General features: G+C 42.5%; 24 protein-coding genes. 22 read left to right on the top strand and 2 right to left on the bottom strand.

What is annotated here, in order from left to right; translation table 11 throughout:
- The first annotated feature begins 9 nt into the window (after positions 1–9).
- The 6 genes from MHH41_RS02485 to MHH41_RS02510 all read left to right on the top strand — a co-directional run bounded on the left by MHH41_RS02485 (position 10) and on the right by MHH41_RS02510 (position 6,291).
- Positions 10–1,374 carry a UDP-N-acetylmuramoyl-tripeptide--D-alanyl-D-alanine ligase gene (locus tag MHH41_RS02485; protein ID WP_340865559.1) on the top strand — a complete coding sequence of 455 codons (1,365 nt, stop codon included), beginning with the start codon at positions 10–12 and terminating at the stop codon, positions 1,372–1,374.
- A 27-nt stretch (positions 1,375–1,401) separates the two neighbouring features.
- Positions 1,402–2,100: an alpha/beta hydrolase gene (locus MHH41_RS02490; RefSeq protein ID WP_340865561.1), complete on the top strand. Its 699-nt coding sequence runs from the start codon at positions 1,402–1,404 to the stop codon at positions 2,098–2,100.
- 120 nt (positions 2,101–2,220) lie between these two features.
- Positions 2,221–2,559 (top strand): hypothetical protein, encoded by a 339-nt coding sequence (locus tag MHH41_RS02495; protein WP_003213982.1) that lies wholly within the window; start codon positions 2,221–2,223, stop codon positions 2,557–2,559.
- Between the two features lie 165 nt (positions 2,560–2,724).
- Positions 2,725–4,215 carry a degradosome RNA helicase CshA gene (gene cshA, locus MHH41_RS02500; protein WP_003214093.1) on the top strand — a complete coding sequence of 497 codons (1,491 nt, stop codon included), beginning with the start codon at positions 2,725–2,727 and terminating at the stop codon, positions 4,213–4,215.
- A gap of 110 nt (positions 4,216–4,325) precedes the next feature.
- Positions 4,326–4,805: a PH domain-containing protein gene (locus tag MHH41_RS02505; RefSeq protein WP_003214135.1), complete on the top strand. Its 480-nt coding sequence runs from the start codon at positions 4,326–4,328 to the stop codon at positions 4,803–4,805.
- Positions 4,795–6,291 carry a PH domain-containing protein gene (locus MHH41_RS02510; RefSeq protein ID WP_340865563.1) on the top strand — a complete coding sequence of 499 codons (1,497 nt, stop codon included), beginning with the start codon at positions 4,795–4,797 and terminating at the stop codon, positions 6,289–6,291. The genes MHH41_RS02505 and MHH41_RS02510 overlap by 11 nt, the downstream gene beginning before the upstream one ends.
- A 57-nt stretch (positions 6,292–6,348) precedes the next feature.
- On the opposite strand, the gene MHH41_RS02515 is transcribed toward MHH41_RS02510, so the two are convergent.
- Positions 6,349–6,954: a rhomboid family intramembrane serine protease gene (locus MHH41_RS02515; protein WP_050945548.1), complete on the bottom strand. Its 606-nt coding sequence runs from the start codon at positions 6,952–6,954 to the stop codon at positions 6,349–6,351.
- Positions 6,955–7,048: 94 nt separating this feature from the next.
- On the opposite strand from MHH41_RS02515, the gene acpS reads away from it, so the two are divergent.
- From acpS to MHH41_RS02585, 14 genes are all read left to right on the top strand, one after another.
- Positions 7,049–7,414: a holo-ACP synthase gene (acpS, locus tag MHH41_RS02520; RefSeq protein WP_050945549.1), complete on the top strand. Its 366-nt coding sequence runs from the start codon at positions 7,049–7,051 to the stop codon at positions 7,412–7,414.
- 160 nt (positions 7,415–7,574) lie between these two features.
- Positions 7,575–8,591 (top strand): LolA family protein, encoded by a 1,017-nt coding sequence (locus tag MHH41_RS02525; protein ID WP_106030172.1) that lies wholly within the window; start codon positions 7,575–7,577, stop codon positions 8,589–8,591.
- Between the two features lie 135 nt (positions 8,592–8,726).
- A complete protein-coding gene (gene alr, locus MHH41_RS02530; RefSeq protein WP_340865566.1) occupies positions 8,727–9,908 on the top strand; it encodes an alanine racemase in 1,182 nt (393 codons plus the stop codon).
- Between the two features lie 293 nt (positions 9,909–10,201).
- Complete coding sequence (locus MHH41_RS02535) at positions 10,202–10,483, top strand: hypothetical protein (protein WP_003214273.1); 282 nt, start codon at positions 10,202–10,204, stop codon at positions 10,481–10,483.
- 4 nt (positions 10,484–10,487) lie between these two features.
- Positions 10,488–10,838: a type II toxin-antitoxin system endoribonuclease NdoA gene (gene ndoA, locus MHH41_RS02540; RefSeq protein WP_003214169.1), complete on the top strand. Its 351-nt coding sequence runs from the start codon at positions 10,488–10,490 to the stop codon at positions 10,836–10,838.
- Positions 10,839–10,952: 114 nt separating this feature from the next.
- Complete coding sequence (locus tag MHH41_RS02545) at positions 10,953–11,783, top strand: RsbT co-antagonist protein RsbRA (protein WP_003214372.1); 831 nt, start codon at positions 10,953–10,955, stop codon at positions 11,781–11,783.
- 4 nt (positions 11,784–11,787) lie between these two features.
- Positions 11,788–12,156 carry an RsbT antagonist protein RsbS gene (gene rsbS / locus MHH41_RS02550; RefSeq protein ID WP_003214235.1) on the top strand — a complete coding sequence of 123 codons (369 nt, stop codon included), beginning with the start codon at positions 11,788–11,790 and terminating at the stop codon, positions 12,154–12,156.
- 2 nt (positions 12,157–12,158) lie between these two features.
- Positions 12,159–12,560: an anti-sigma regulatory factor gene (locus tag MHH41_RS02555; protein WP_003214085.1), complete on the top strand. Its 402-nt coding sequence runs from the start codon at positions 12,159–12,161 to the stop codon at positions 12,558–12,560.
- 10 nt (positions 12,561–12,570) lie between these two features.
- Positions 12,571–13,578, top strand: a complete 1,008-nt coding sequence (locus MHH41_RS02560; RefSeq protein ID WP_003213895.1) for a PP2C family protein-serine/threonine phosphatase — start codon at positions 12,571–12,573, stop codon at positions 13,576–13,578.
- 59 nt (positions 13,579–13,637) lie between these two features.
- The gene (locus MHH41_RS02565; protein ID WP_003213847.1) at positions 13,638–13,967 is read left to right on the top strand and encodes an anti-sigma factor antagonist; all 330 of its coding nucleotides are present in this window, start codon (positions 13,638–13,640) and stop codon (positions 13,965–13,967) included.
- A complete protein-coding gene (rsbW, locus tag MHH41_RS02570; protein ID WP_003214356.1) occupies positions 13,964–14,452 on the top strand; it encodes an anti-sigma B factor RsbW in 489 nt (162 codons plus the stop codon). The genes MHH41_RS02565 and rsbW overlap by 4 nt, the downstream gene beginning before the upstream one ends.
- Positions 14,418–15,206 (top strand): RNA polymerase sigma factor SigB, encoded by a 789-nt coding sequence (sigB, locus tag MHH41_RS02575; RefSeq protein ID WP_003214304.1) that lies wholly within the window; start codon positions 14,418–14,420, stop codon positions 15,204–15,206. The genes rsbW and sigB overlap by 35 nt, the downstream gene beginning before the upstream one ends.
- Positions 15,206–15,805 (top strand): PP2C family serine/threonine-protein phosphatase, encoded by a 600-nt coding sequence (locus MHH41_RS02580; RefSeq protein ID WP_003214034.1) that lies wholly within the window; start codon positions 15,206–15,208, stop codon positions 15,803–15,805. Before sigB ends, MHH41_RS02580 begins: the two co-directional genes overlap by 1 nt.
- A gap of 76 nt (positions 15,806–15,881) precedes the next feature.
- The gene (locus MHH41_RS02585; protein WP_340865571.1) at positions 15,882–18,041 is read left to right on the top strand and encodes a Tex family protein; all 2,160 of its coding nucleotides are present in this window, start codon (positions 15,882–15,884) and stop codon (positions 18,039–18,041) included.
- 19 nt (positions 18,042–18,060) lie between these two features.
- Here MHH41_RS02585 and cmpA read toward each other — a convergent pair whose 3' ends face one another.
- Positions 18,061–18,195: a cortex morphogenetic protein CmpA gene (gene cmpA / locus MHH41_RS02590; RefSeq protein WP_012009003.1), complete on the bottom strand. Its 135-nt coding sequence runs from the start codon at positions 18,193–18,195 to the stop codon at positions 18,061–18,063.
- 99 nt (positions 18,196–18,294) lie between these two features.
- Between cmpA and MHH41_RS02595 the strand changes: the two genes are divergently transcribed.
- Together MHH41_RS02595 and MHH41_RS02600 are read left to right on the top strand one after the other, a co-directional pair.
- The gene (locus MHH41_RS02595; RefSeq protein WP_003214448.1) at positions 18,295–18,768 is read left to right on the top strand and encodes a SprT family protein; all 474 of its coding nucleotides are present in this window, start codon (positions 18,295–18,297) and stop codon (positions 18,766–18,768) included.
- Positions 18,769–18,961: 193 nt separating this feature from the next.
- Positions 18,962–19,936: a thiamine pyrophosphate-dependent dehydrogenase E1 component subunit alpha gene (locus tag MHH41_RS02600; RefSeq protein WP_284905678.1), complete on the top strand. Its 975-nt coding sequence runs from the start codon at positions 18,962–18,964 to the stop codon at positions 19,934–19,936.
- Positions 19,937–19,956 lie beyond the last annotated feature (20 nt).

Genomic DNA, 19,956 nt, shown 5'->3' on the forward strand with positions numbered 1-19,956 from the left:
GAAAAAATCATGATCAAACGTACAGTGAATCAAATCGCCCAAATGGCTGGTGGGACACTATCTAATCAAGCTTTTGGCGAAGAGCAAATTTACGGAGTGACGACAGATACACGAAAAGTATCAAAAGGTGCATTGTTTATCCCCTTAATTGGAGAACATTTTAACGGTCACACATTTGCTTCTAAAGCAGTGGAGCTTGGAGCCGCAGCCGTTCTTTGGAATCAAAAAGAAGCCAATCCACCGTTCGGTGTACCTGTCATTCTTGTCGACGATACACTGGCAGCACTGCAGCAATTGGCAAAATCATATTTAAAAGAAGAAAACCCTCGTGTTGTCGGTATTACAGGAAGTAACGGGAAAACGACGACAAAAGATATGATTCATTCCGTCTTACAAACAACGTATCAAGTTCATAAAACAGACGGTAACTTTAATAATCATATCGGTCTTCCGCTCACCATTCTTGCGATGCCAGAAGGTACAGAGATAGCTGTATTGGAGATGGGCATGAGTGCAAAAGGCGAGATCGAGTTCTTGTCGAACCTAGCTGAGCCTGATGCAGCAGTCATCACCAATATCGGAGAATCTCATATGCAAGATTTAGGATCAAGAGAAGCCATTGCTGATGCAAAATGTGAGATCACAAAAGGGCTAAAAAAGGATGGTACCTTTTATTATTTAGGAGATGAACCTTTGATCCGCGACAGAGCGACTGCACTTTCGCAGCAAGTGAAAACCTTTGGAGAAGCAGAGGACTGTGATATCAAGGTAACGCATATCAACCAGCTTGCAGAAGGAACTGAATTTCAGGTCGAAGGGTATGCCCAGGGGTTTCTCATTCCTGTATTAGGGAAACATAATGTAAAGAATGCCCTTGCTGCCATTGCCATAGGCCAGCATTTCGGACTGAATGAAAGACAAATCGCCCAAGGACTCATGCAAACAAAGTTAACAGGAATGCGTCTTGAACTGTTTAAAACAGAAAAAGGAATCACTGTTATCAATGATGCGTATAATGCAAGTCCTACTTCCATGAAAGCTGCCATTGATCTTGTAGGAGATATGGACGGCTTTGCAAATAGGATTCTTGTACTTGGAGACATGCTTGAGATGGGCAGCGAGGAAGAAACGTATCATTATGAACTAGGCCGCTACATCAAGCCTGAATTCATTGATCATGTGATGACGTATGGCCGCCTAGGTGCATTCATCGCTGAAGGAGCAAAGAAATCATTCGGTGACGCGCGCGTGTCCTCATTTATGGACAAAGAGGAACTGAAGAAAAAACTTGCTGGTGTAGCAGGTCCTGACGATGTTGTTCTCGTCAAAGCCTCACGCGGCATGAGATTAGAAGAAGTCATTACTGCGCTATAAAAAGTGAGCGGCAAAGAAGGTGACAGAATGATTGGCTGTCTATGTATACATGGATTCACTGGCGCCCCCTATGAAGTGGAACCGCTAGCGCAATATTTAAAGCAGAAGACAGATTGGAACGTTCAGTCTGTCACGCTTCCGGGGCATGGAGATGAACTTCAGCTAAAGGGTATTCTCTATCAAGAATGGATTGCGACAGCTGAATTAGAACTTCTTTCTCTTTACAGAACATGTGATACCATTTTTTTGATCGGGTTTTCCATGGGAGGAATGATTGCTTCTTATCTTGCATCGAAGTATCCGGTTGCCCGTCTCGTCCTTTTAAGTGCTGCGGCGAAATATGTGAATCCAAAACAAATGATTCAAGACACAAGGCAGTTGGTGAAAGAATCATTGTCTGGGCTGATTGATACGAACCCTTTGTATGATAGATACCGTCATAAGCTAACGAGCACACCGCTGTCAGCCGCTGTTGAATTTATGAAGCTGGTGAAGCAAACGAAGAGCTCCCTTGAGAAACTACACCTCCCTGTGTTAATTGTTCAAGGGGAAAGCGATGGGATTGTGCCAGCTTCAAGTGCACAATTTATTGATCATAAAATCCCGTCTCGTCAGAAAGAAGTGTTTTATTTACCTGACTGTAAACATCATGTTTGTCACGAGCCGTGTGCACAGCAATTGTTTGAAAAAGTAGAGCAATTTCTAAAAAAACAATTTAATCTATAGAAAAGCGAAAATGTGGCTAAACTAATATAAATTGAATCCCACTTGTTAAAAATTGCATCATTTTTGTCGAATGAGTGACAAGCCTATGGTACAATAGGAAAGAAAAGGTGGCTGATTCGGTTGTTTCAATACGACGGAAAAACCTTTGTCCCGCAGTCTAATTCGAGTAACGGAGAAGTATCGGCAGGCACCATATTTCAATATCGTCAGGACGGGAATATATTAACGGGCACATATCAAGGCGGCAGTATTGTATCTGGTGTACTTGTAGGAACTGTAAATGAGGATGGAACACTTCATTTTAGGTACCACCATGTCAGCAAAGACGGCAGCATGAGAAGCGGGTCTTGCAATTCTACACCTAAGCAGTTGGATAACGGAAAAATTCAACTGTTCGAAAAGTGGAAATGGATGGATGGCGATCAAAGTGATGGTGAATCTGTCATTGTGGAACAGTAGATATATCCATTTCTGTCTTGTTGAAAAACAAATAGTGTAATGGTAAGATATAAGGTAGGGTAATTCGGGCTTTGTATATAATGGACCTGTCCTTTCGGGTAAGGGCAGTTTTTAATGATCATTCACGAGATTACTGAAACAGCAATTAGAAGGAGTTTGAATAATTTGACTATAACGTTTCAAGATTTTCAATTAAGCGAAAGTCTCATGAAAGCTATTAACCGCATGGGATTTGAAGAAGCAACACCGATTCAAGCGGAAACAATTCCTCTCGGTCTTCAGAATAAAGATGTCATTGGACAAGCACAAACAGGAACAGGAAAAACTGCAGCGTTTGGTATTCCTCTTGTAGAAAAAATTGACCCAGCGTCTCCAAATATCCAAGCGATTATCATTGCGCCAACAAGAGAATTAGCGATTCAAGTATCTGAAGAGCTATACAAAATTGGCCAAGACAAGCGTGCGCGTGTACTTCCGATTTACGGTGGACAAGATATCGGTCGCCAAATCCGTTCGCTCAAGAAAAATCCTCATATCATCGTAGGGACTCCAGGACGTTTACTCGATCACATTAACCGTCGTACAATGCGTCTTCAAAATGTTGAAACTGTTGTGCTTGATGAAGCAGACGAAATGCTAAACATGGGTTTCATCGAAGACATTGAATCGATCCTTTCAAATGTACCAAGTGAACACCAAACACTTTTATTCTCTGCGACAATGCCTGCACCAATTAAGCGCATTGCAGAACGTTTCATGACAAACCCAGAACACGTAAAAGTAAAAGCGAAAGAAATGACTGTCTCTAACATCCAACAGTTCTACTTGGATATCCATGAGCGTAAGAAGTTTGATACATTGACTCGTCTTCTTGACATTCAATCACCTGAGCTTTCAATTGTCTTCGGCCGTACGAAACGCCGCGTTGACGAATTGACTGAAGCACTTAACCTTAGAGGTTATACAGCTGAAGGAATTCATGGTGACTTGACTCAAGCGAAACGTATGGTTGCGCTTCGTAAATTCAAAGAAGGTTCAATCGATGTGCTTGTAGCAACAGACGTTGCAGCACGTGGACTTGATATCTCAGGCGTAACACACGTGTATAACTTTGACGTACCACAAGATCCAGAAAGTTACGTACACCGTATTGGACGTACTGGACGTGCTGGACGTACAGGTATGGCGGTGACATTTATCACACCGCGTGAAAAAGATATGCTTCGTGCGATTGAGCAAACAACTAAACGTAAAATGGATCGTATGAAAGAACCAACACTAGATGAGGCAATCGAGGGACAACAACAAGTAACAATTGATCGTCTGCGCACAATCATCAGTGAAAACAACTTAAACTTCTACATGACAGCTGCTGCTGAATTACTAGAAGATCATGATTCTGTCACAGTGGTTGCGGCTGCCATCAAAATGATGACAAAAGAGCCAGATGCAACGCCTGTTCGTTTGACAGATGAAGCACCAATGGTTTCAAAACGCAATCGTAACAACCGCAGCTCTTCTAAACGTAGAGACGGTGGCGGCGGAGGCGGCTATCGCGGAAAAAGTCGTTCATCTTACGGTGATAAAAAGCGTTCTTCAAATGACCGCAATCGTTCTTCTAGCGATCGCCGTCAAAAGAAATCTTATAATAGCTAATTTAAAAGCGAATCCTTTGCAGGATTCGCTTTTTTTAACAGGTTTACTGAAACTTTTTAGGCTTTCTTTCGTAATATATTGATAGAAAAGTAAGAGAATGGGGGAAGAATGTGAGAAAACAGCCGCAACGTCAAATTAGTTTAAATGGTTTAAAGGTATGGCGTCTTCAAAATGGAATTATCTCATTGATTTTCTTACTCATCATCATTGGGGTATTTGTTGCTAGTTATTATCTACAGTGGCCATATTGGATTGGCGCCATCCTCGCCGGTTTATGGGTCTTACAGGTTATTTTTGGCATTTGGCTTATACCGAAAATACGTCATCGCATCTGGCGCTACGAAGTATTCGAAAATGAAATTGAAATTCAGCATGGACTCATTCGCGTTACACGTGTGATTGTACCGATGGTGCGTGTCCAGCATGTCGATACATCACAAGGGCCGCTCTTAAGGCGCTACCGTTTGGCATCTGTTCAAATATCGACTGCTGCCACAGTTCATGATATACCGGCGCTAGAATTAGAAGAAGCAGATGAGCTTCGTGATTACATATCTCGTTTAGCAAGGGTGACGGAAGATGATGTCTGAACCAAAACGTGTACATCCAATCTCGATGTTCATTGATTTTATATCAGATGCCGTATCCATGATTAAAAACTTCATTATCCCTTTTTTCGTGCTTATTTTTGTGAACTCGAATTCGAGCATTCGTTTTTATGCATTTATCTTTCTTGGTGTGCTTCTTTTATGGAAAGCTGTTTTAACCGTTTTAGCATGGAGGCGCTTCACCTACCGGATGGAAGAGGATGAATTTCGCGTGGAATCGGGCGTCATCACAAAAAAGAAAAAATATATTTCGTTAGAGCGAATTCAAACGGTGAATACAAGTGAAGGTATCTTCCAACGGATTTTTGGTTTGGTGCGGGTCCAAATCGAAACAGCTGGCGGAACAGACGGTCCGGAAGTGAGTCTGACGGCGATTACAAAAGCAGAAGCGGAACAATTAAAGCAATCGATTTTCAACCGGAAGAAAAGCTTGCAGCAAGAAGAAGTGGATGAAAATGGGGATGTCCCGCATGATCCTCTGACAGCGCAGCAACCTGTAGAAAAAGAAATCAATGTTTCCTACCGAATGGGTATACCAGAGCTGCTTTTGGCTGCGACCACTTCCAGTGGGATCGGAGTCATTATTTCTGGGTGCCTCGCCATTTACACACAAATAGATGAAATTCTTCCTTTGGACGGTTTCCTCAAGCGGTTTTCTTTTTTAAGTCATGCGAGTGTTGAGATTTATGCGATTCTCATATTTATTGCCGTATTGATTGCTTGGATTCTTAGTGTTGGGGTAACAGCCCTTCAATATGCGAATTTTACCGCGAAACGAAAAGGGAAAGACATCATCATCACAAGAGGGCTCATTGAGAGGCATCAAATGACCATTCCGCTTGCGAGAATTCAAGCAGTGAAAATCAAAGAAAATATTCTTCGTGAACCCTTTGGCTTTGCGACGGTGATGCTTGTGAGTGCAGGAGGTTCTATTACAGAAAAAGAAACCTCTTCCGTCTTATTTCCACTGATTCGGAAGAAAAAAATCAACGAACTGCTCTCTCAATTCACAGATGATTATCATTTGGCGCCAGAAGCTGAACTGAAAAAGGTGCCAAAGCGTTCGCTCAAGCGCTACCTGATCTCTTTCGGCTTTGTGCCATTACTTGTCGGCGTAATCCTATCTGTCCGTTTTCCGCCATGGGGGTATTTGGCACTTATTCCGCTGCCTATTGCTTTGTTTTTTGGTTATTTAGCTTATAAACAATCAGGCTATAAGATCAAAGATCCATTGATTCAACTGACATCAAGAGGCATTGGCAAAACCACTGGCATTGTCTTGAGAAAACGAATGCAAAACTATACGATGACGCAATCTTTCTTCCAAAAGAAAGGCCGAGTGGCGAGTATTCACACCTTTGTGAAATCCTCTGCGCTGCTTGATTCCTTTGGTGTGCATCACCTTGAGGAAGAAGATGCAGCACGTGTAATGGATTGGTATTCGTATGAAAAAAATAAATCTTCTTAAACAAAAAATGTCGATCCGCTTCCTGTTCATAGGAGTGATCGACATTTTTTTATGAGGTTAGTAGCGTCTTTTTTTTGAATGGAAAAATAGCGTAAGAGGTGCTAGGAGCATGCCGCCGATTAATCCAAATAAGTGAGCCATGATATTGATGTTCGAGTTGACGAACGTCATGATGACAGAGACGGCAAGAATCGTTAAGATCACCTGAGAATTGCCGCGGTCCATCATATGCGGTTTAAATAGAACAAGGTATAAATAAACGCCAAACAAACCGAAGATCGCACCAGACGCGCCGACATGTACATACTCTAAAGGCTCCACCCAATAGGTTCCGAGATTGCCAATGAACCCTGCACCAAGATAGATAATGAGAAATCGAACCTTCCCAAGCAAATGCTCAAGCGCTGGAGCGAATAAGAACAAAGACATAGAATTGAACAAAATATGGGTCAGACTTCCGTGAAGGAAAATAGGTGTGACGAGCCGCCACCATTCTCCAGTAGCTACACCATAATTGAAACCGACGAGATGGTCGTGACCAAGCTGTATAAGAGGGATAGGAAGCGCAAATATAAGCCATAGACCAAATTGCAAAGCAAGGATCGTTGTGACGATTGGATACGATCTAATAAATTGTTGAAAGCTCTCCGTTCGAATAAACATAACAAACCCCTTTTGACTAGATAATGGTAAGTTTATAGTAACACGTTTATGAAGAGAACATCCAAATTAGTACGAGTCTCATAGGAGGTACCTCATGATCAAAGGAATAGGTATTGATATAGTAGAGATCAACCGGCTCGCGCGCGTGCTTAGTAGACAGCCTCGTTTACCAGAACGGATTTTAACGTTAAGTGAACAAGACATCTTTCACACACTCAGTGAAAAGAGGCAGCTGGAATTTTTGGCAGGACGTTTTGCAGCAAAGGAAGCTTTCGCTAAAGCATACGGAACGGGAATCGGCCGGCATTTAAGCTTTCATGATATGGAGATCCAGAAAGACGAACTTGGAAAACCTTTCATCAAAAGCGAAAAGACGAAGGGTGACCAGGTTCACGTGTCCATCACTCACACGAAAGAATATGCTGCTGCACAAGTTTTAATTGAAAGGTTGTCAAGCTAGTCTGCATATTGTTTGTCCCCCCTTCATATATTGGGTAGTGCGATAAGGAAGGGCGAGTTGCTAACAGGCTTTGATGGTTCGCGGTACGCAGTTAACTCTTGAGGCGTACTGTTAAAGTCAAACAAGCGGTTTCTTCCTTTTAACACAATTAACGAAGGGGTTGAAAAGGGTGAGAAAAAGCTTTGTTTTGCTTGTAACGGGAATCCTTTTTGTACTGATTCTCTCCGCATGCGGTCAAAAATCTCAGCAGGATATCGTTGGAGATTTAAACAAAAAGGCAGGGGAAATGACATCATACAAAGCCAAAGCAAAAATGACCATTGAGACAGGAAATGACCCGCAGGAGTATCAAGTAGAAATTTGGTACAAGAAGCCGGAACTTTACCGTGTCTATTTAGAAAATCCGAAAAAGGATCAGAGTCAAGTCATTTTAAGAAATGGCAATGGTGTGTTTGTGCTGACACCTTCATTGAACAAGAGCTTCCGTTTCCACAGTGATTGGCCAAATAATAGCAGTCAGGTCTACTTATTTGAGTCACTCGTGAAGGACATTAAAAATGACAGTGCCGCTCAGTTCAAAGCGAAAGATTCAAAGTATGTGTTTGAAACCAAAACCAATTATCAGCACAACCAAATGCTGCCTACCCAAGAGATTACCTTTCATAAAAAAACAATGGCGCCTGCCAGTGTGAAAGTACTGGATAGCGACAAAAAGCCAATGGTGAAAGTGGAATTCTCTCACTTTGAATTCAATAAATCCTTTGACAAAGATGCATTTGATGAGAAGAAAAACATGACACTCTCTCAAATGGATGTTGCCACAAGTGCAGACCCATCTGACAGCTTTGCGGTGAAAACGCCAGTTGACATGCCAGAGGGTGTGAAGAAGATGGAAGAGAAAGAAATGATGACAGATGCAGGTAAGCGTTATGTCATGACGTATGGCGGAAAGAAATCCTTCACACTCATTCAGGAAAAAGCGAGAGTCGCTGAAGCATCTACGCCTGTGACAATGAACGGTGAGCCAGTCGACCTTGGCATGACAGTTGGGGTTCTCACAGATCAATCCCTTTCATGGACATCTGACGGAGTGGACTACTTGATTTCTTCAAGTGATCTATCGAAGGAAGAGCTCTTGATGGTTGCAAAGAGTGTAGAAGGCCAGTCAGCTAAATAAATACCTCAGGCGAGAGCCTTAGAAATGAAACATCAGCCCTATGCATGGGCTGATTTTCTTTGATTTGTTTCACATTATTCTTGATTTTTAGTATCATATGAGGGGATTGAATCATTCAATAGGGAAGTGTGACGGATGGACACAAATGCCTTTTATAGAGACACATGGGCAGAAATTAATTTATCAGCAATCAAGCATAATGTTTCACATATGAAAGATCATATCGGTCAAAGTGTTCAACTGATGGCTGTGGTGAAAGCCAATGCATATGGACATGGAGATATAGAAGTGGCGAGAGCTGCTCTCAAAGCAGGAGCAGACGTATTAGCCGTCGCCTTTTTAGATGAGGCGGTTTCTTTAAGAAATAAAGGCATCAAAGCACCAATACTTGTACTCGGCGCAGTACCCCCGGAATATGTCAAAGTCGCCGTTCGTTACAATGTCATCATGACCGCTTACTCCATCGATTGGCTGAGAGACGTCACCAAAATGGTGAAAGGGCAGATGGGACAACCGATACGTTTTCATTTGAAAATAGACAGCGGAATGAACCGATTAGGTGTGAAAACGATAGAGCAAGTGAACGAAGTGAAAAAGCTTGTCAGCGAGCACTCTTATTTACAGCTGGAAGGCGTATTTACTCACTTTGCGACAGCAGATGAAAAGGGTGAAGCCTACTTTGATCGGCAGGTCGACACCTTTCAAACACTGCTTGAGCCGCTTCATACGGACAAGCTGCTCGTTCATTGCGCCAACAGTGCTGCAGGTTTAAGGTTTAAAGACGTTTTGTTTAATATGGTTCGCTTCGGCATCAGTATGTACGGGCTGTCACCGTCTGAAGAAATCAAAGATGAATTGCCTTTCAAGCTCGAAGAAGCCATGTCTCTTCATACAAAGCTTGCCCATGTAAAGCATATTCAAGAGGGTGAGAGTGTCAGTTATGGGGCGACGTATACAGCCAATCAAGATACGTGGATCGGCACGGTTCCAGTCGGCTATGCAGATGGGTGGATCAGGAAGCTGGCAGCAACGGAAGTGCTTGTTGGCGGAAAACGCCGGAAGATCGCAGGAAGGGTTTGTATGGATCAATTCATGATTGAACTGAAAGACAAGCTTCCAGTAGGCGAGCCGGTCGTTTTGATTGGTAAGCAAGGAGAAGACATGGTATCAGTCGATGAAATCGCCAAAAGGCTTGAAACCATTAACTATGAAGTCACTTGCTCGATTGGCCACCGCGTCCCAAGAGTATATTTAGAGGACGGCGAAAGAGTGCATGTGCGGAATCCGCTCCTTCAAGGCGGGCCAAGTTTTTTATAAACAACATTCAAAAGAACGATAGTCAAACTGACTTCGTTCTTTTTTATTCGACAAAAGTAGGGTAAACATTCTCCCTTTTTTAGAGATTTTGGAAATACCGTATGATTTTCGGAAAAAAGCGTATAATGGGAAAGAGGAACTCCATTATCATCTTGATTTACGGGTGGCGAGCCGCTTCATGTTCTAATAAGAATTCATGAAAAAACAGCTTTGCTTGTGCATTGAATAATGGTATGATTAGTCTTGGAATGGATCGATACGGTATCCGTAAGTTTTGTGGAGGTGTATGTTTTTTGTCTGAATCCAGCGCAACAAATGAAATGAAGATTCGACTGCCGGAGGCTTTAATGTCTGAGATCGAACGAGTAGCAGAGCAGGATAAGGTAACAAGAAATGAATTGATCTACCGAGCGACAAAAACGTATATTCGTGAACGTAATATTCGACAAAATCGTGAATCGATGAGACGCGGCTACATGGAGATGGCGAAAATTAATCTGAATATCTCTTCAGAGGCACAATACGCAGAGTTTGAGGCTGAGAATACAGTTGAGCGATTAGTCAGCGGGGGTTAAACATTTGATTGTTAAACGCGGTGATGTTTACTTTGCTGATTTATCTCCTGTTGTTGGCTCCGAGCAGGGCGGGGTTCGCCCGGTATTGGTGATTCAAAATGACATTGGAAATCGCTTTAGCCCGACTGCTATCGTTGCAGCCATAACAGCCCAAATACAAAAAGCGAAATTACCGACTCACGTCGAAATTAATGCAAAGCGCTACGGCTTTGAACGAGATTCTGTCATTCTTTTGGAACAGATTCGTACAATCGATAAACAAAGATTGACAGATAAAATCACACATCTTGATGATGAGATGATGGAGAAGGTTGATGAAGCCTTACAAGTTAGTTTGGCTCTTATTGATTTTTAATATGGTGAGATATGGTTGCTCTACTGGGAGCAACTTTTTTTGTGTTCAATTTTTATTAACGTTATAATGAAGACAGACTAAAGAAGAGTTTTAAATGTAAGTAGGGGGTAAAACATGTCGAATCATATCGTGTTAGCTTTTGCAAGAAAGCATCAAAAGGAATTAGAAAATGAGTGGACGGACATTTTAAAACGACTCGGAGAAAAAGAAACGGACATGATGCTGAACGACAAAATGTATGAAACCATCTGTTCGGAATATGTTCAACTGATCATTACATCTCTTTCAGAGGGGTATAGTGAGGATTTTGAAGAAAAAGTGCAAAATTTTGCTTTAAAAATTGTTCAAATGGGTATATCACTTAAGTTACTGGCAAACGGTCTAACGGAAATCCGTACACATTTATATGAAAAAATGAACGATGACAAAGATACAACACAAGAAAGTCATGACCTCATTTGGCAAATCGATCGATTCATCACACCCATCCATAACGAGATCTTAAACCAGTACTCCATCTCATGGGAAAAAACCGTCAGCCTTCAAAAAATGGCGCTACAGGAACTTTCTGCCCCGCTTATTCCTGTATTTGAGCACATCACCGTCATGCCACTTGTTGGAACAATTGATACAGATCGTGCGAAAAAAATTATGGAGAATCTGCTCAATGGTGTCGTCAAACATCGCTCACAGGTCGTCTTGATTGATATCACGGGGGTACCTGTCGTGGATACAATGGTGGCCCACCATATCATTCAAGCGTCAGAGGCTGTGAGATTAGTAGGAGCGAAGTGTTTACTTGTCGGTATTCGCCCAGAAATAGCCCAAACGATCGTTAACCTTGGAATTGATTTATCTCAGGTTACAACAAAGAATACCCTTCAAAAAGGAATTCAAACTGCTTTGGAAATGACAAATCGAAAAATTGTTTCATTGGAGGGATAACCAATTGAGAAATCACCCGAAGATTCCAATCTTAAAATTATATAATTGTCTTCTGATCTCAATACAGTGGGAGCTTGATGATCAAACAGCTCTTCACTTTCAAGAAGACTTACTGAATAAAATTCATGAAACAGGAGCAAACGGTGTTGTCATTGACTTAACATCCGTCGATATGATTGATTCATTTATCGCAAAGGTATTAGGCGATGTGATCACCATGTCCAAGCTCATGGGGGCAAAAGTTGTATTAACAGGAATACAGCCGGCAGTCGCTGTGACGCTTATTGAACTTGGTATATCGCTGGAAGAAATTCAAACAGCACTAGATCTTGAACAAGGGCTTGAGACACTGAAGCGGGAATTGGGGGAATAGATATGAAAGACCAATCCTGTGTGAAAATATTGACGGAATGGGATATAGTCGCAGCAAGACAATTGGGGCGCAATGTTGCAAAAGAACTTGGTTTTGGAACAGTTGACCAAGCAAGAATTACGACGGCCATTTCAGAATTAGCTCGAAACATCTATTTATACGCTGGTAAAGGTCAGATTTGTATAGAAGAAGTGATGGAGCGCGGAAAGCGTGGACTCAAGGTCATCGCAGCCGATGAGGGGCCTGGCATCATGGATATACGTAAAGTGATGGAAGACGGATTTTCTACATCAGGCGGACTCGGAGCAGGCTTGCCGGGCGTCAGAAGACTGATGGATGAATTTAAATTAGATTCTGCACCAGAACAAGGAACGGAGATACAAGCTGTTAAGTGGCTTCGCTAGGAGGGAAACCATGGATTTTAAGGAGGTAATGGAGCAGCGGTACCATCAGCTGCTCAGTCGTTATATCAGTGATTTAACTGAAACATCGCTTTATCAAGCTCAAAAATTTAGCCGTAAAACCATTGAGCATCAAATACCTCCTGAAGAAATAGTGAGTGTTCACCGAAAAGTGATTCAGGAGCTTTACCCTGATTTGCCGGAAGATGTTTTTCATTCACTAGACTTCTTAATTGAAGTCATGATTGGGTACGGACTTGCCTATCAGGAACATTTAACACTTAGAGGCATTCAGCAAGAAATTAAATCTGAAATTGAAATTGCTGCAAACGTTCAGCAAACCCTTCTGGAAACGAAAATTCCAGAAGGAGATACGTTCGATATTGGGGCGATCAGTGTACCGGCAAAACAGATGAGTGGAGATTATTACCATTTTGTCACTGATCACGATACGATCAATATTGCGATCGCAGATGTCATTGGAAAGGGAATCCCAGCTGCGCTTTGTATGTCGATGATTAAATATGCGATGGATTCCTTGCCTGAGTCAGGGAGCGGTCCAACTAAAGTGCTGAAAACCCTTAATCGTGTTGTCGAGCAAAACGTAGACCCAAGTATGTTTATCACCATGTTTTATGGCAGTTATAATAAAGAAACGCATGAATTTAAATATGCATCGGCTGGTCATGAGCCGGGCTTTTTCTATTGCAATAAAGAGAACAAATTTTACGATTTAGATGCAAAAGGGCTTGTACTTGGAATCGCACCAGATTTTGATTATAAGCAGTATGAGAAGCATTTGGACGTAGGAGATATGGTGATCTTATTCTCCGATGGTGTTACAGAATCTAAGTCGGAGGACGGCTTTTTAGAGCGGGAGGATATCAAAGCGCTTATAGCAGAGCACCTACCCTACTCAGCTCAGGAAATGGTCGATGCCATCTATGCCAGCTTACTCAAGCTACAAGATTTTCAGCTTCACGATGACTTCACTTTACTTGTGCTCAAAAGAAAGGTTTAGAAAGTGAAGATGCGGGTATATAAAATTCTAGGAAACAAGAATTTCGAGGTGAATGCATAATGAATATGACAGTGAAAGAGCATCAAATAGATCAAAAAACGAAAATTAGTGTCAGCGGAGAAATTGATGTGTACTCTGCTCCTCAGCTAAGAGAAACACTCATGCCTAAAGCCGAGGCGGGAGAGCATCTTGAGATCTGTTTGAAGGATGTTACGTATATGGATAGTACAGGACTAGGTGTATTTGTTGGGCTGTTTAAAGCGGCTCAAAAAGCAGGTGGAACACTAAAGCTTGAGAACTTGTCAGATCGGCTTGTAAGGTTGTTTGAAATTACTGGACTAAAGGACATCATTGACATTTCTGCAAAGACAGAGGGTGGGGTACAATGAACGAATCAGTAGATCTAATCGAGATGAAAATCCCAGCGAAACCAGAATACGTAGGCATCATCCGCCTGACTCTTTCAGGCGTAGCAAGTCGAATGGGTTATGCCTATGAAGAGATTGAGGACTTAAAAATTGCGGTCAGTGAGGCCTGTACAAATGCAGTTCAGCATGCCTACAAAGGTGAAAATGGCGAAGATGGAGAGGTAGCTGTTCGCTTTCTTGTCTACGAGGATCGTCTAGAAATCATTGTCGCGGACAAAGGCGGTAGCTTTGACTTTAAGCAAAAGCAGGAAGACCTAGGGCCGTATACATCTGCTCATACGGTGGATCAATTGGCAGAAGGAGGTCTTGGTTTATACTTAATGCAAACATTGATGGATGAAGTCGAGGTGCAAGCAAACTCCGGAGTTACCGTTGCGATGACAAAGTTTTTAAACAGGGAGCGAGTTGACCATGACACAACCATCCAAAACTATGAAACTAACTAAAGATGAAGTGGATCGCCTTATCCAAAGCTATCAATCCAACCAAGATGAGCAGGCGCAGCTCACACTGGTCGAATGCTATACAAACTTGGTTGATATGCTGGCAAAAAAATATTCAAAAGGAAAAAGCTTTCATGAGGACCTCAGACAAGTTGGAATGATTGGTTTACTTGGCGCCATTAAGCGATACGATCCGCTAGTCGGTAAATCATTTGAAGCCTTTGCTATTCCAACCATCATCGGGGAAATCAAACGCTTTTTACGAGATAAAACATGGAGTGTCCATGTACCAAGGCGAATCAAAGAGCTTGGACCAAGAATCAAGATGGCTGTTGATCATCTAACAACAGAGACGCAAAAATCACCGCAAGTCCAAGAAATTGCAGAATACCTAGATGTGACAGAGGAAGAAGTACTGGAAACCATGGAGATGGGCAAAAGCTATCAAGCACTGTCTGTTGACCAAGGCGTAGAGGCTGATTCTGAAGGAAGCACAGTCACCATTTTAGACGTTGTTGGCTCACAGGAAGAGGGCTACGAACGTGTAAACCAAAAAATGATGCTTGAAAGTGTGCTTCATGTTCTGACAGACCGAGAAAAAGAGATTATCAATCTGACTTATTTGCAAAATAAGAGTCAAAAAGAAACAGGCGATTTACTAGGGATATCCCAAATGCATGTATCGAGACTGCAACGGAAGGCAGTTAAAAAGCTACGAGATGCATTATCAGAAGATGCGTCTATGGAGCTAGGGTAATGAAGCAGATTGAACAGCATGAGCATGTGAATGCCATTATCTATCAATCGAATAAAGAAGGGAAATCATGCTGCGGGGACAGTTTTTTTATTAAAGCAGATGATGAAGAACTAATTTGTGCTGTGGCAGACGGATTAGGCAGCGGTCAGTTCGCCAATGAATCATCTTCTTTAGTCAGCGAAATTGTCGAAGAATATGGACATGAGGATATGACGACCCTCATCGACAGATGCAATCAGGCGATGAAAAATAAACGCGGAGCCACTGTAGCCATATTAAAGGTGAATTTTTCCCAGCAGCAGTTTACCTATTGTTCGGTTGGTAATATTCGGTTCATCTTGAATGCCCCTTCTGGCGACTATATTTATCCACTTCCGACATCAGGATACTTATCAGGGAAACCTAGAAAATATAAAACATACACCTATTCCTACGAAAAAGGATCGACATTCATTATGTATTCAGACGGACTGAATGTGCCAAACATGAGAATGTGTTTAAAGCATAGTCATTCAGTTGCAGACATTGCCAAACAGCTTGAAACATACACACAAGACAAGAAAGACGATCTCACCTATGTACTTGGTCAGCTCACGTAAAATAGCTGACCTTTTTTCTGTTTTGCCGATTTTTTTGATACACTAAAAGAGAAGACACAGTGAGGGGATGCAAAGTATGAAGACATCTGACTTTTTATTGAAACAAATTGCAACAGAATTAAAGCTTTCAACAAAACAAATTGAAAGTGTCATCAAGCTCTTAGAGGATGGTAACACCGTCCCGTTTATTGCCCGTTACCGGAAAGAGCAGACAGGCTCTCTGGATGAGGTGCAAATTCAAACCATTTCAGAGCGCTATACATATATCCAAAATGTCATGAACCGAAAAGAAGAAGTCATTCGCTTAATCGCAGAACAAGACAAACTGACGGATGAATTAAAACAAAAAATTGAACAAGCTCATAAACTGCAAGAGGTCGAAGATTTATACCGACCATTCAAACAAAAACGTAAAACAAAGGCGAATGTAGCCAAAGCAAAAGGGCTCGAGCCGCTGGCAGAATATATACTCACCCTGCCAAGCGATGAGATCGAGAAGAAGGCCGCTTCTTTTATCAACGGAGAAAAGGAAGTAACAAGTGTAGAAGAGGCACTTGAAGGCGCGCAGCACATCATTGCTGAACAGCTGGCAGATGATCCTGATATGCGGAAATGGATTCGCAGCGAAACGTACCAAAAGGGAAGTCTGGTCACATCAGGAAAAGACATCGAGAGCGATGAGAAAAATGTCTATGAAATGTATTACGATTATCAAGAGCCCATCAAAAAGATAGTGCCTCACCGCGTACTAGCGGTCAATCGTGGAGAGAAAGAAGGCATCTTAAAGGCAGCCATCGAGCCACCTGCTGAAAATATTCGTTTCTATCTCGACAAACAAGTCATAAAAGGCAAACAGACGACGGCGAGACCGTTTATCGAAGCGGCAATTGACGATGCGTATAAACGTCTCATTCAGCCTTCCATCGAACGAGAAATACGCAAAGAGCTGACAGAAAAGGCAGAGGAACAAGCGATTCATATTTTTGCTGAAAATTTAAGAAAACTGCTGCTTCAGCCTCCGATGAAAGGGAAGCGTGTACTTGGAGTGGACCCTGCGTTTCGTACAGGCTGTAAATTAGCCGTCGTGGATGATACAGGAAAAGTCCATCATATCGGCGTCATTTACCCGCACCCGCCTGTACAGAAAAAAGCGGAAGCGAAACAAAAAGTGAAAGAGATCATTCAATCATCTAACATTGAAGTCATTGCGATTGGAAACGGAACAGCTTCAAGAGAGACCGAACAATTCATTGCAGACCTCATTCAAGAGCTGGATCAGCCAGTCTCCTATTTGATTGTGAATGAAGCAGGAGCAAGTGTATACTCTGCGTCTGCACTGGCGCGAGAAGAGTTTCCAGACCTGCAAGTCGAAGAACGAAGCGCCATATCCATTGCTCGAAGATTACAAGATCCTTTAGCAGAGCTCGTGAAAATTGATCCGAAGTCTGTCGGAGTGGGCCAATACCAGCATGACGTGAGCCAAAAGCAATTAAACAGCTCGTTAACCTTCGTGGTAGAGACGGTCGTCAACCAAGTCGGTGTGAACGTCAATACGGCCTCACAGGCGCTGCTGCAATATGTGTCAGGTCTTTCAAAAGCTGTCGCAGGGAATATCATCAAGCGCCGCGAAGAGATTGGAAGATTCACAAGCAGAAAAGAGCTAAAGGACATTCCAAGACTTGGTGCTAAGACTTATGAGCAGTGTATCGGCTTCCTGCGCATTGCAGACGGACAAGATCCACTTGACCGGACAGGCATTCACCCAGAGAGCTATAAAGAAACAAAACAGTTCTTACGCATGATCAAGATGACACCAAATGATCTTGGCACAGAGCAATTAAAGGAGAAAATCGCAGAGGTCAAGCTGGACGAAGCAGCAGAGCAGCTTGATATTGGTATCATTACATTACAAGATATCGTCGATCAGCTGACAAGACCTGAGCGTGATCCGCGCGATGAAGTACCAAAACCTCTTTTAAAAACAGATGTGTTGAAATTAGAGGACTTGAAGCAAGGAATGGAGCTGCAAGGTACAGTGAGAAACGTTGTAGACTTCGGCGCATTCGTTGATATTGGTGTAAAACAGGACGGGCTTGTCCATATTTCCAAGCTCAGCAACCGCTTTGTGAAGCATCCGCTTGACGTTGTATCAGTTGGTGACATTGTGACTGTATGGGTGGACTCCGTTGACCAGGCAAAAGGCCGCGTTGCCCTCTCCATGCTGAAACCAGAGTAAACAAAAAACGAGGCGCACCTCAGGATGGGGTGTGCCTTGATGCGACTGAATGTTTTTTTCTGTAGAAGTACCAGCATTGATTCAACAACTTGATTTGGTAATGATTTTTTTCGAAAAAAGCCTTCTGCATCTGATTTTTCAGCCAGTTGGGCATCGCCCATTCCTCCTTTGATCGAAACAGTGGGTGTACCTTCAATGTATGCAAAGGGGAAATTGTCCCGTTCGATGTTTTTATAGAAAGGAACGATCTTGATTGAAGGAGAGAGAGTTACAGCAGTTAACAGAGCATATTTCTGAGCAGTTCTTTGGTAAGGCATTCCGCCATCAGGCTGTTTTTAATGACCGTCTCAAAACGACAGGCGGGCGGTATCTACTTGGTACACACAATATCGAACTGAACCGCCGATACCTAGAGGAACATGGACGAGAAGAATTAATCGGGATCATCAAGCATGAGCTGTGTCATTATCATCTGCATCTTGAGGGAAAAGGCTATCAGCATCGTGACCGTTCCTTTAAAGAGTTATTAAAACAAGTAGGAGCCCCGCGTTTTTGTACACCGCTAAAGACCGTACAAAATAAACGGCGTGTACAGAAACGGCAAGAATATGTCTGCACAGGATGCGGTCAGTATTTTATCAGGAAAAGGCGAGTTGATACCTCTCGTTATGTGTGCGGCGTCTGCAAAGGAAAATTAAAATGGCAGCGTACAATCGGTTCAGAGTGATAAGCATTCCTTTATGGGATGCTTTTTTTGTGAGATGAAGTAGACATATTGAGACAAATAGAGACGCAAGTCTCATTTTGTCTCTTTTTTGATCAGTGTGAATCGCTCAAAAACCTAAGCTTTCAAGCGCCATGATGTTGGCACGCTTTTTGCTTGTATAGAAGTGCAAGCAAAAAAGATAGGAGGTTTTATCATGGAAATGGCACTCACAAAAGAAAAAGCCGTTTGGATGTATCGAAAAATGCAGGAAATTCGCCAATTTGAAGATCAAGTACACACGCTTTTTACAAAGGGGATCTTGCCAGGTTTTGTCCATCTTTATGCTGGTGAAGAAGCTGTTGCTGTAGGAGTCTGCGCTCATCTGAATGAACAAGACAGTATTACAAGTACACACCGTGGCCACGGTCATTGTATCGCTAAGGGCTGTGATCTAAAAGGAATGATGGCAGAAATCTATGGAAAAGCCACAGGCCTTTGTAAAGGAAAAGGTGGATCTATGCACATTGCAGATTTTGATAAAGGAATGCTCGGTGCCAACGGAATTGTTGGAGGCGGCTTTCCACTTGCGTGCGGGGCAGCCCTCACAGCTAAATATAAAAAGACAGATAATGTAAGCGTTTGCTTTTTTGGGGATGGTGCTAACAATCAAGGGACTTTTCACGAAGGAATCAATCTCGCTGCCATCTGGAAACTGCCAGTCATTTTCATCGCAGAAAACAATGGTTACGGGGAAGCGACGCCATTTTCCTATGCTTCAAGCTGCAAATCGATTGTGGATCGAGCCGCCAGTTATGGTATTCCGGGTATTCAAGTAGATGGAAAAGATGTGACAGCCGTTTATCAAGCAGCAGAACAAGCGATAGAACGAGCAAAAAATGGAGAAGGTCCGACATTGATTGAATGCATGACATATCGGAATTATGGTCATTTTGAAGGAGACGCCCAGCGCTACAAAACCAATCAGGAAAAAACCGAACATCAAGAAGAGAAAGATGCCATCACTCTTTTTAAAAATGAATTATTAAAGCAGCAGCTGCTAACGGATCAAGAGATATCAAGTATTGAAGCGGCTGTAGCAGAAGCGATAGATGAGGCCGTGAGATTCAGTGAAGAAAGTGAATATCCAGATCATACTGAATTGCTGACTGATGTGTATGTTTCATATTAATAAACCTGAAAGGGGAGAGG

The organism is Bacillus sp. FSL K6-1145 (assembly GCF_038003425.1).
Classification (GTDB): domain Bacteria; phylum Bacillota; class Bacilli; order Bacillales; family Bacillaceae; genus Bacillus; species Bacillus pumilus.

Excerpts from the sequence above, each read along its gene's own strand:
- MHH41_RS02600 (WP_284905678.1), top strand. The coding sequence starts at position 18,962 with ATGGAAATGGCACTCACAAAAGAAAAAGCCGTTTGGATGTATCGAAAA.
- MHH41_RS02585 (WP_340865571.1), top strand. The coding sequence starts at position 15,882 with ATGAAGACATCTGACTTTTTATTGAAACAAATTGCAACAGAATTAAAG.
- MHH41_RS02555 (WP_003214085.1), top strand. The coding sequence starts at position 12,159 with ATGAAAGACCAATCCTGTGTGAAAATATTGACGGAATGGGATATAGTC.
- MHH41_RS02485 (WP_340865559.1), top strand. The coding sequence starts at position 10 with ATGATCAAACGTACAGTGAATCAAATCGCCCAAATGGCTGGTGGGACA.
- MHH41_RS02490 (WP_340865561.1), top strand. The coding sequence starts at position 1,402 with ATGATTGGCTGTCTATGTATACATGGATTCACTGGCGCCCCCTATGAA.
- rsbW (WP_003214356.1), top strand. The coding sequence starts at position 13,964 with ATGAACGAATCAGTAGATCTAATCGAGATGAAAATCCCAGCGAAACCA.
- MHH41_RS02515 (WP_050945548.1), bottom strand. The coding sequence starts at position 6,954 with ATGTTTATTCGAACGGAGAGCTTTCAACAATTTATTAGATCGTATCCA.
- sigB (WP_003214304.1), top strand. The coding sequence starts at position 14,418 with ATGACACAACCATCCAAAACTATGAAACTAACTAAAGATGAAGTGGAT.
- MHH41_RS02510 (WP_340865563.1), top strand. The coding sequence starts at position 4,795 with ATGATGTCTGAACCAAAACGTGTACATCCAATCTCGATGTTCATTGAT.
- MHH41_RS02580 (WP_003214034.1), top strand. The coding sequence starts at position 15,206 with ATGAAGCAGATTGAACAGCATGAGCATGTGAATGCCATTATCTATCAA.
- acpS (WP_050945549.1), top strand. The coding sequence starts at position 7,049 with ATGATCAAAGGAATAGGTATTGATATAGTAGAGATCAACCGGCTCGCG.
- MHH41_RS02545 (WP_003214372.1), top strand. The coding sequence starts at position 10,953 with ATGTCGAATCATATCGTGTTAGCTTTTGCAAGAAAGCATCAAAAGGAA.
- alr (WP_340865566.1), top strand. The coding sequence starts at position 8,727 with ATGGACACAAATGCCTTTTATAGAGACACATGGGCAGAAATTAATTTA.
- cmpA (WP_012009003.1), bottom strand. The coding sequence starts at position 18,195 with ATGCCCAACTGGCTGAAAAATCAGATGCAGAAGGCTTTTTTCGAAAAA.
- MHH41_RS02560 (WP_003213895.1), top strand. The coding sequence starts at position 12,571 with ATGGATTTTAAGGAGGTAATGGAGCAGCGGTACCATCAGCTGCTCAGT.
- MHH41_RS02565 (WP_003213847.1), top strand. The coding sequence starts at position 13,638 with ATGAATATGACAGTGAAAGAGCATCAAATAGATCAAAAAACGAAAATT.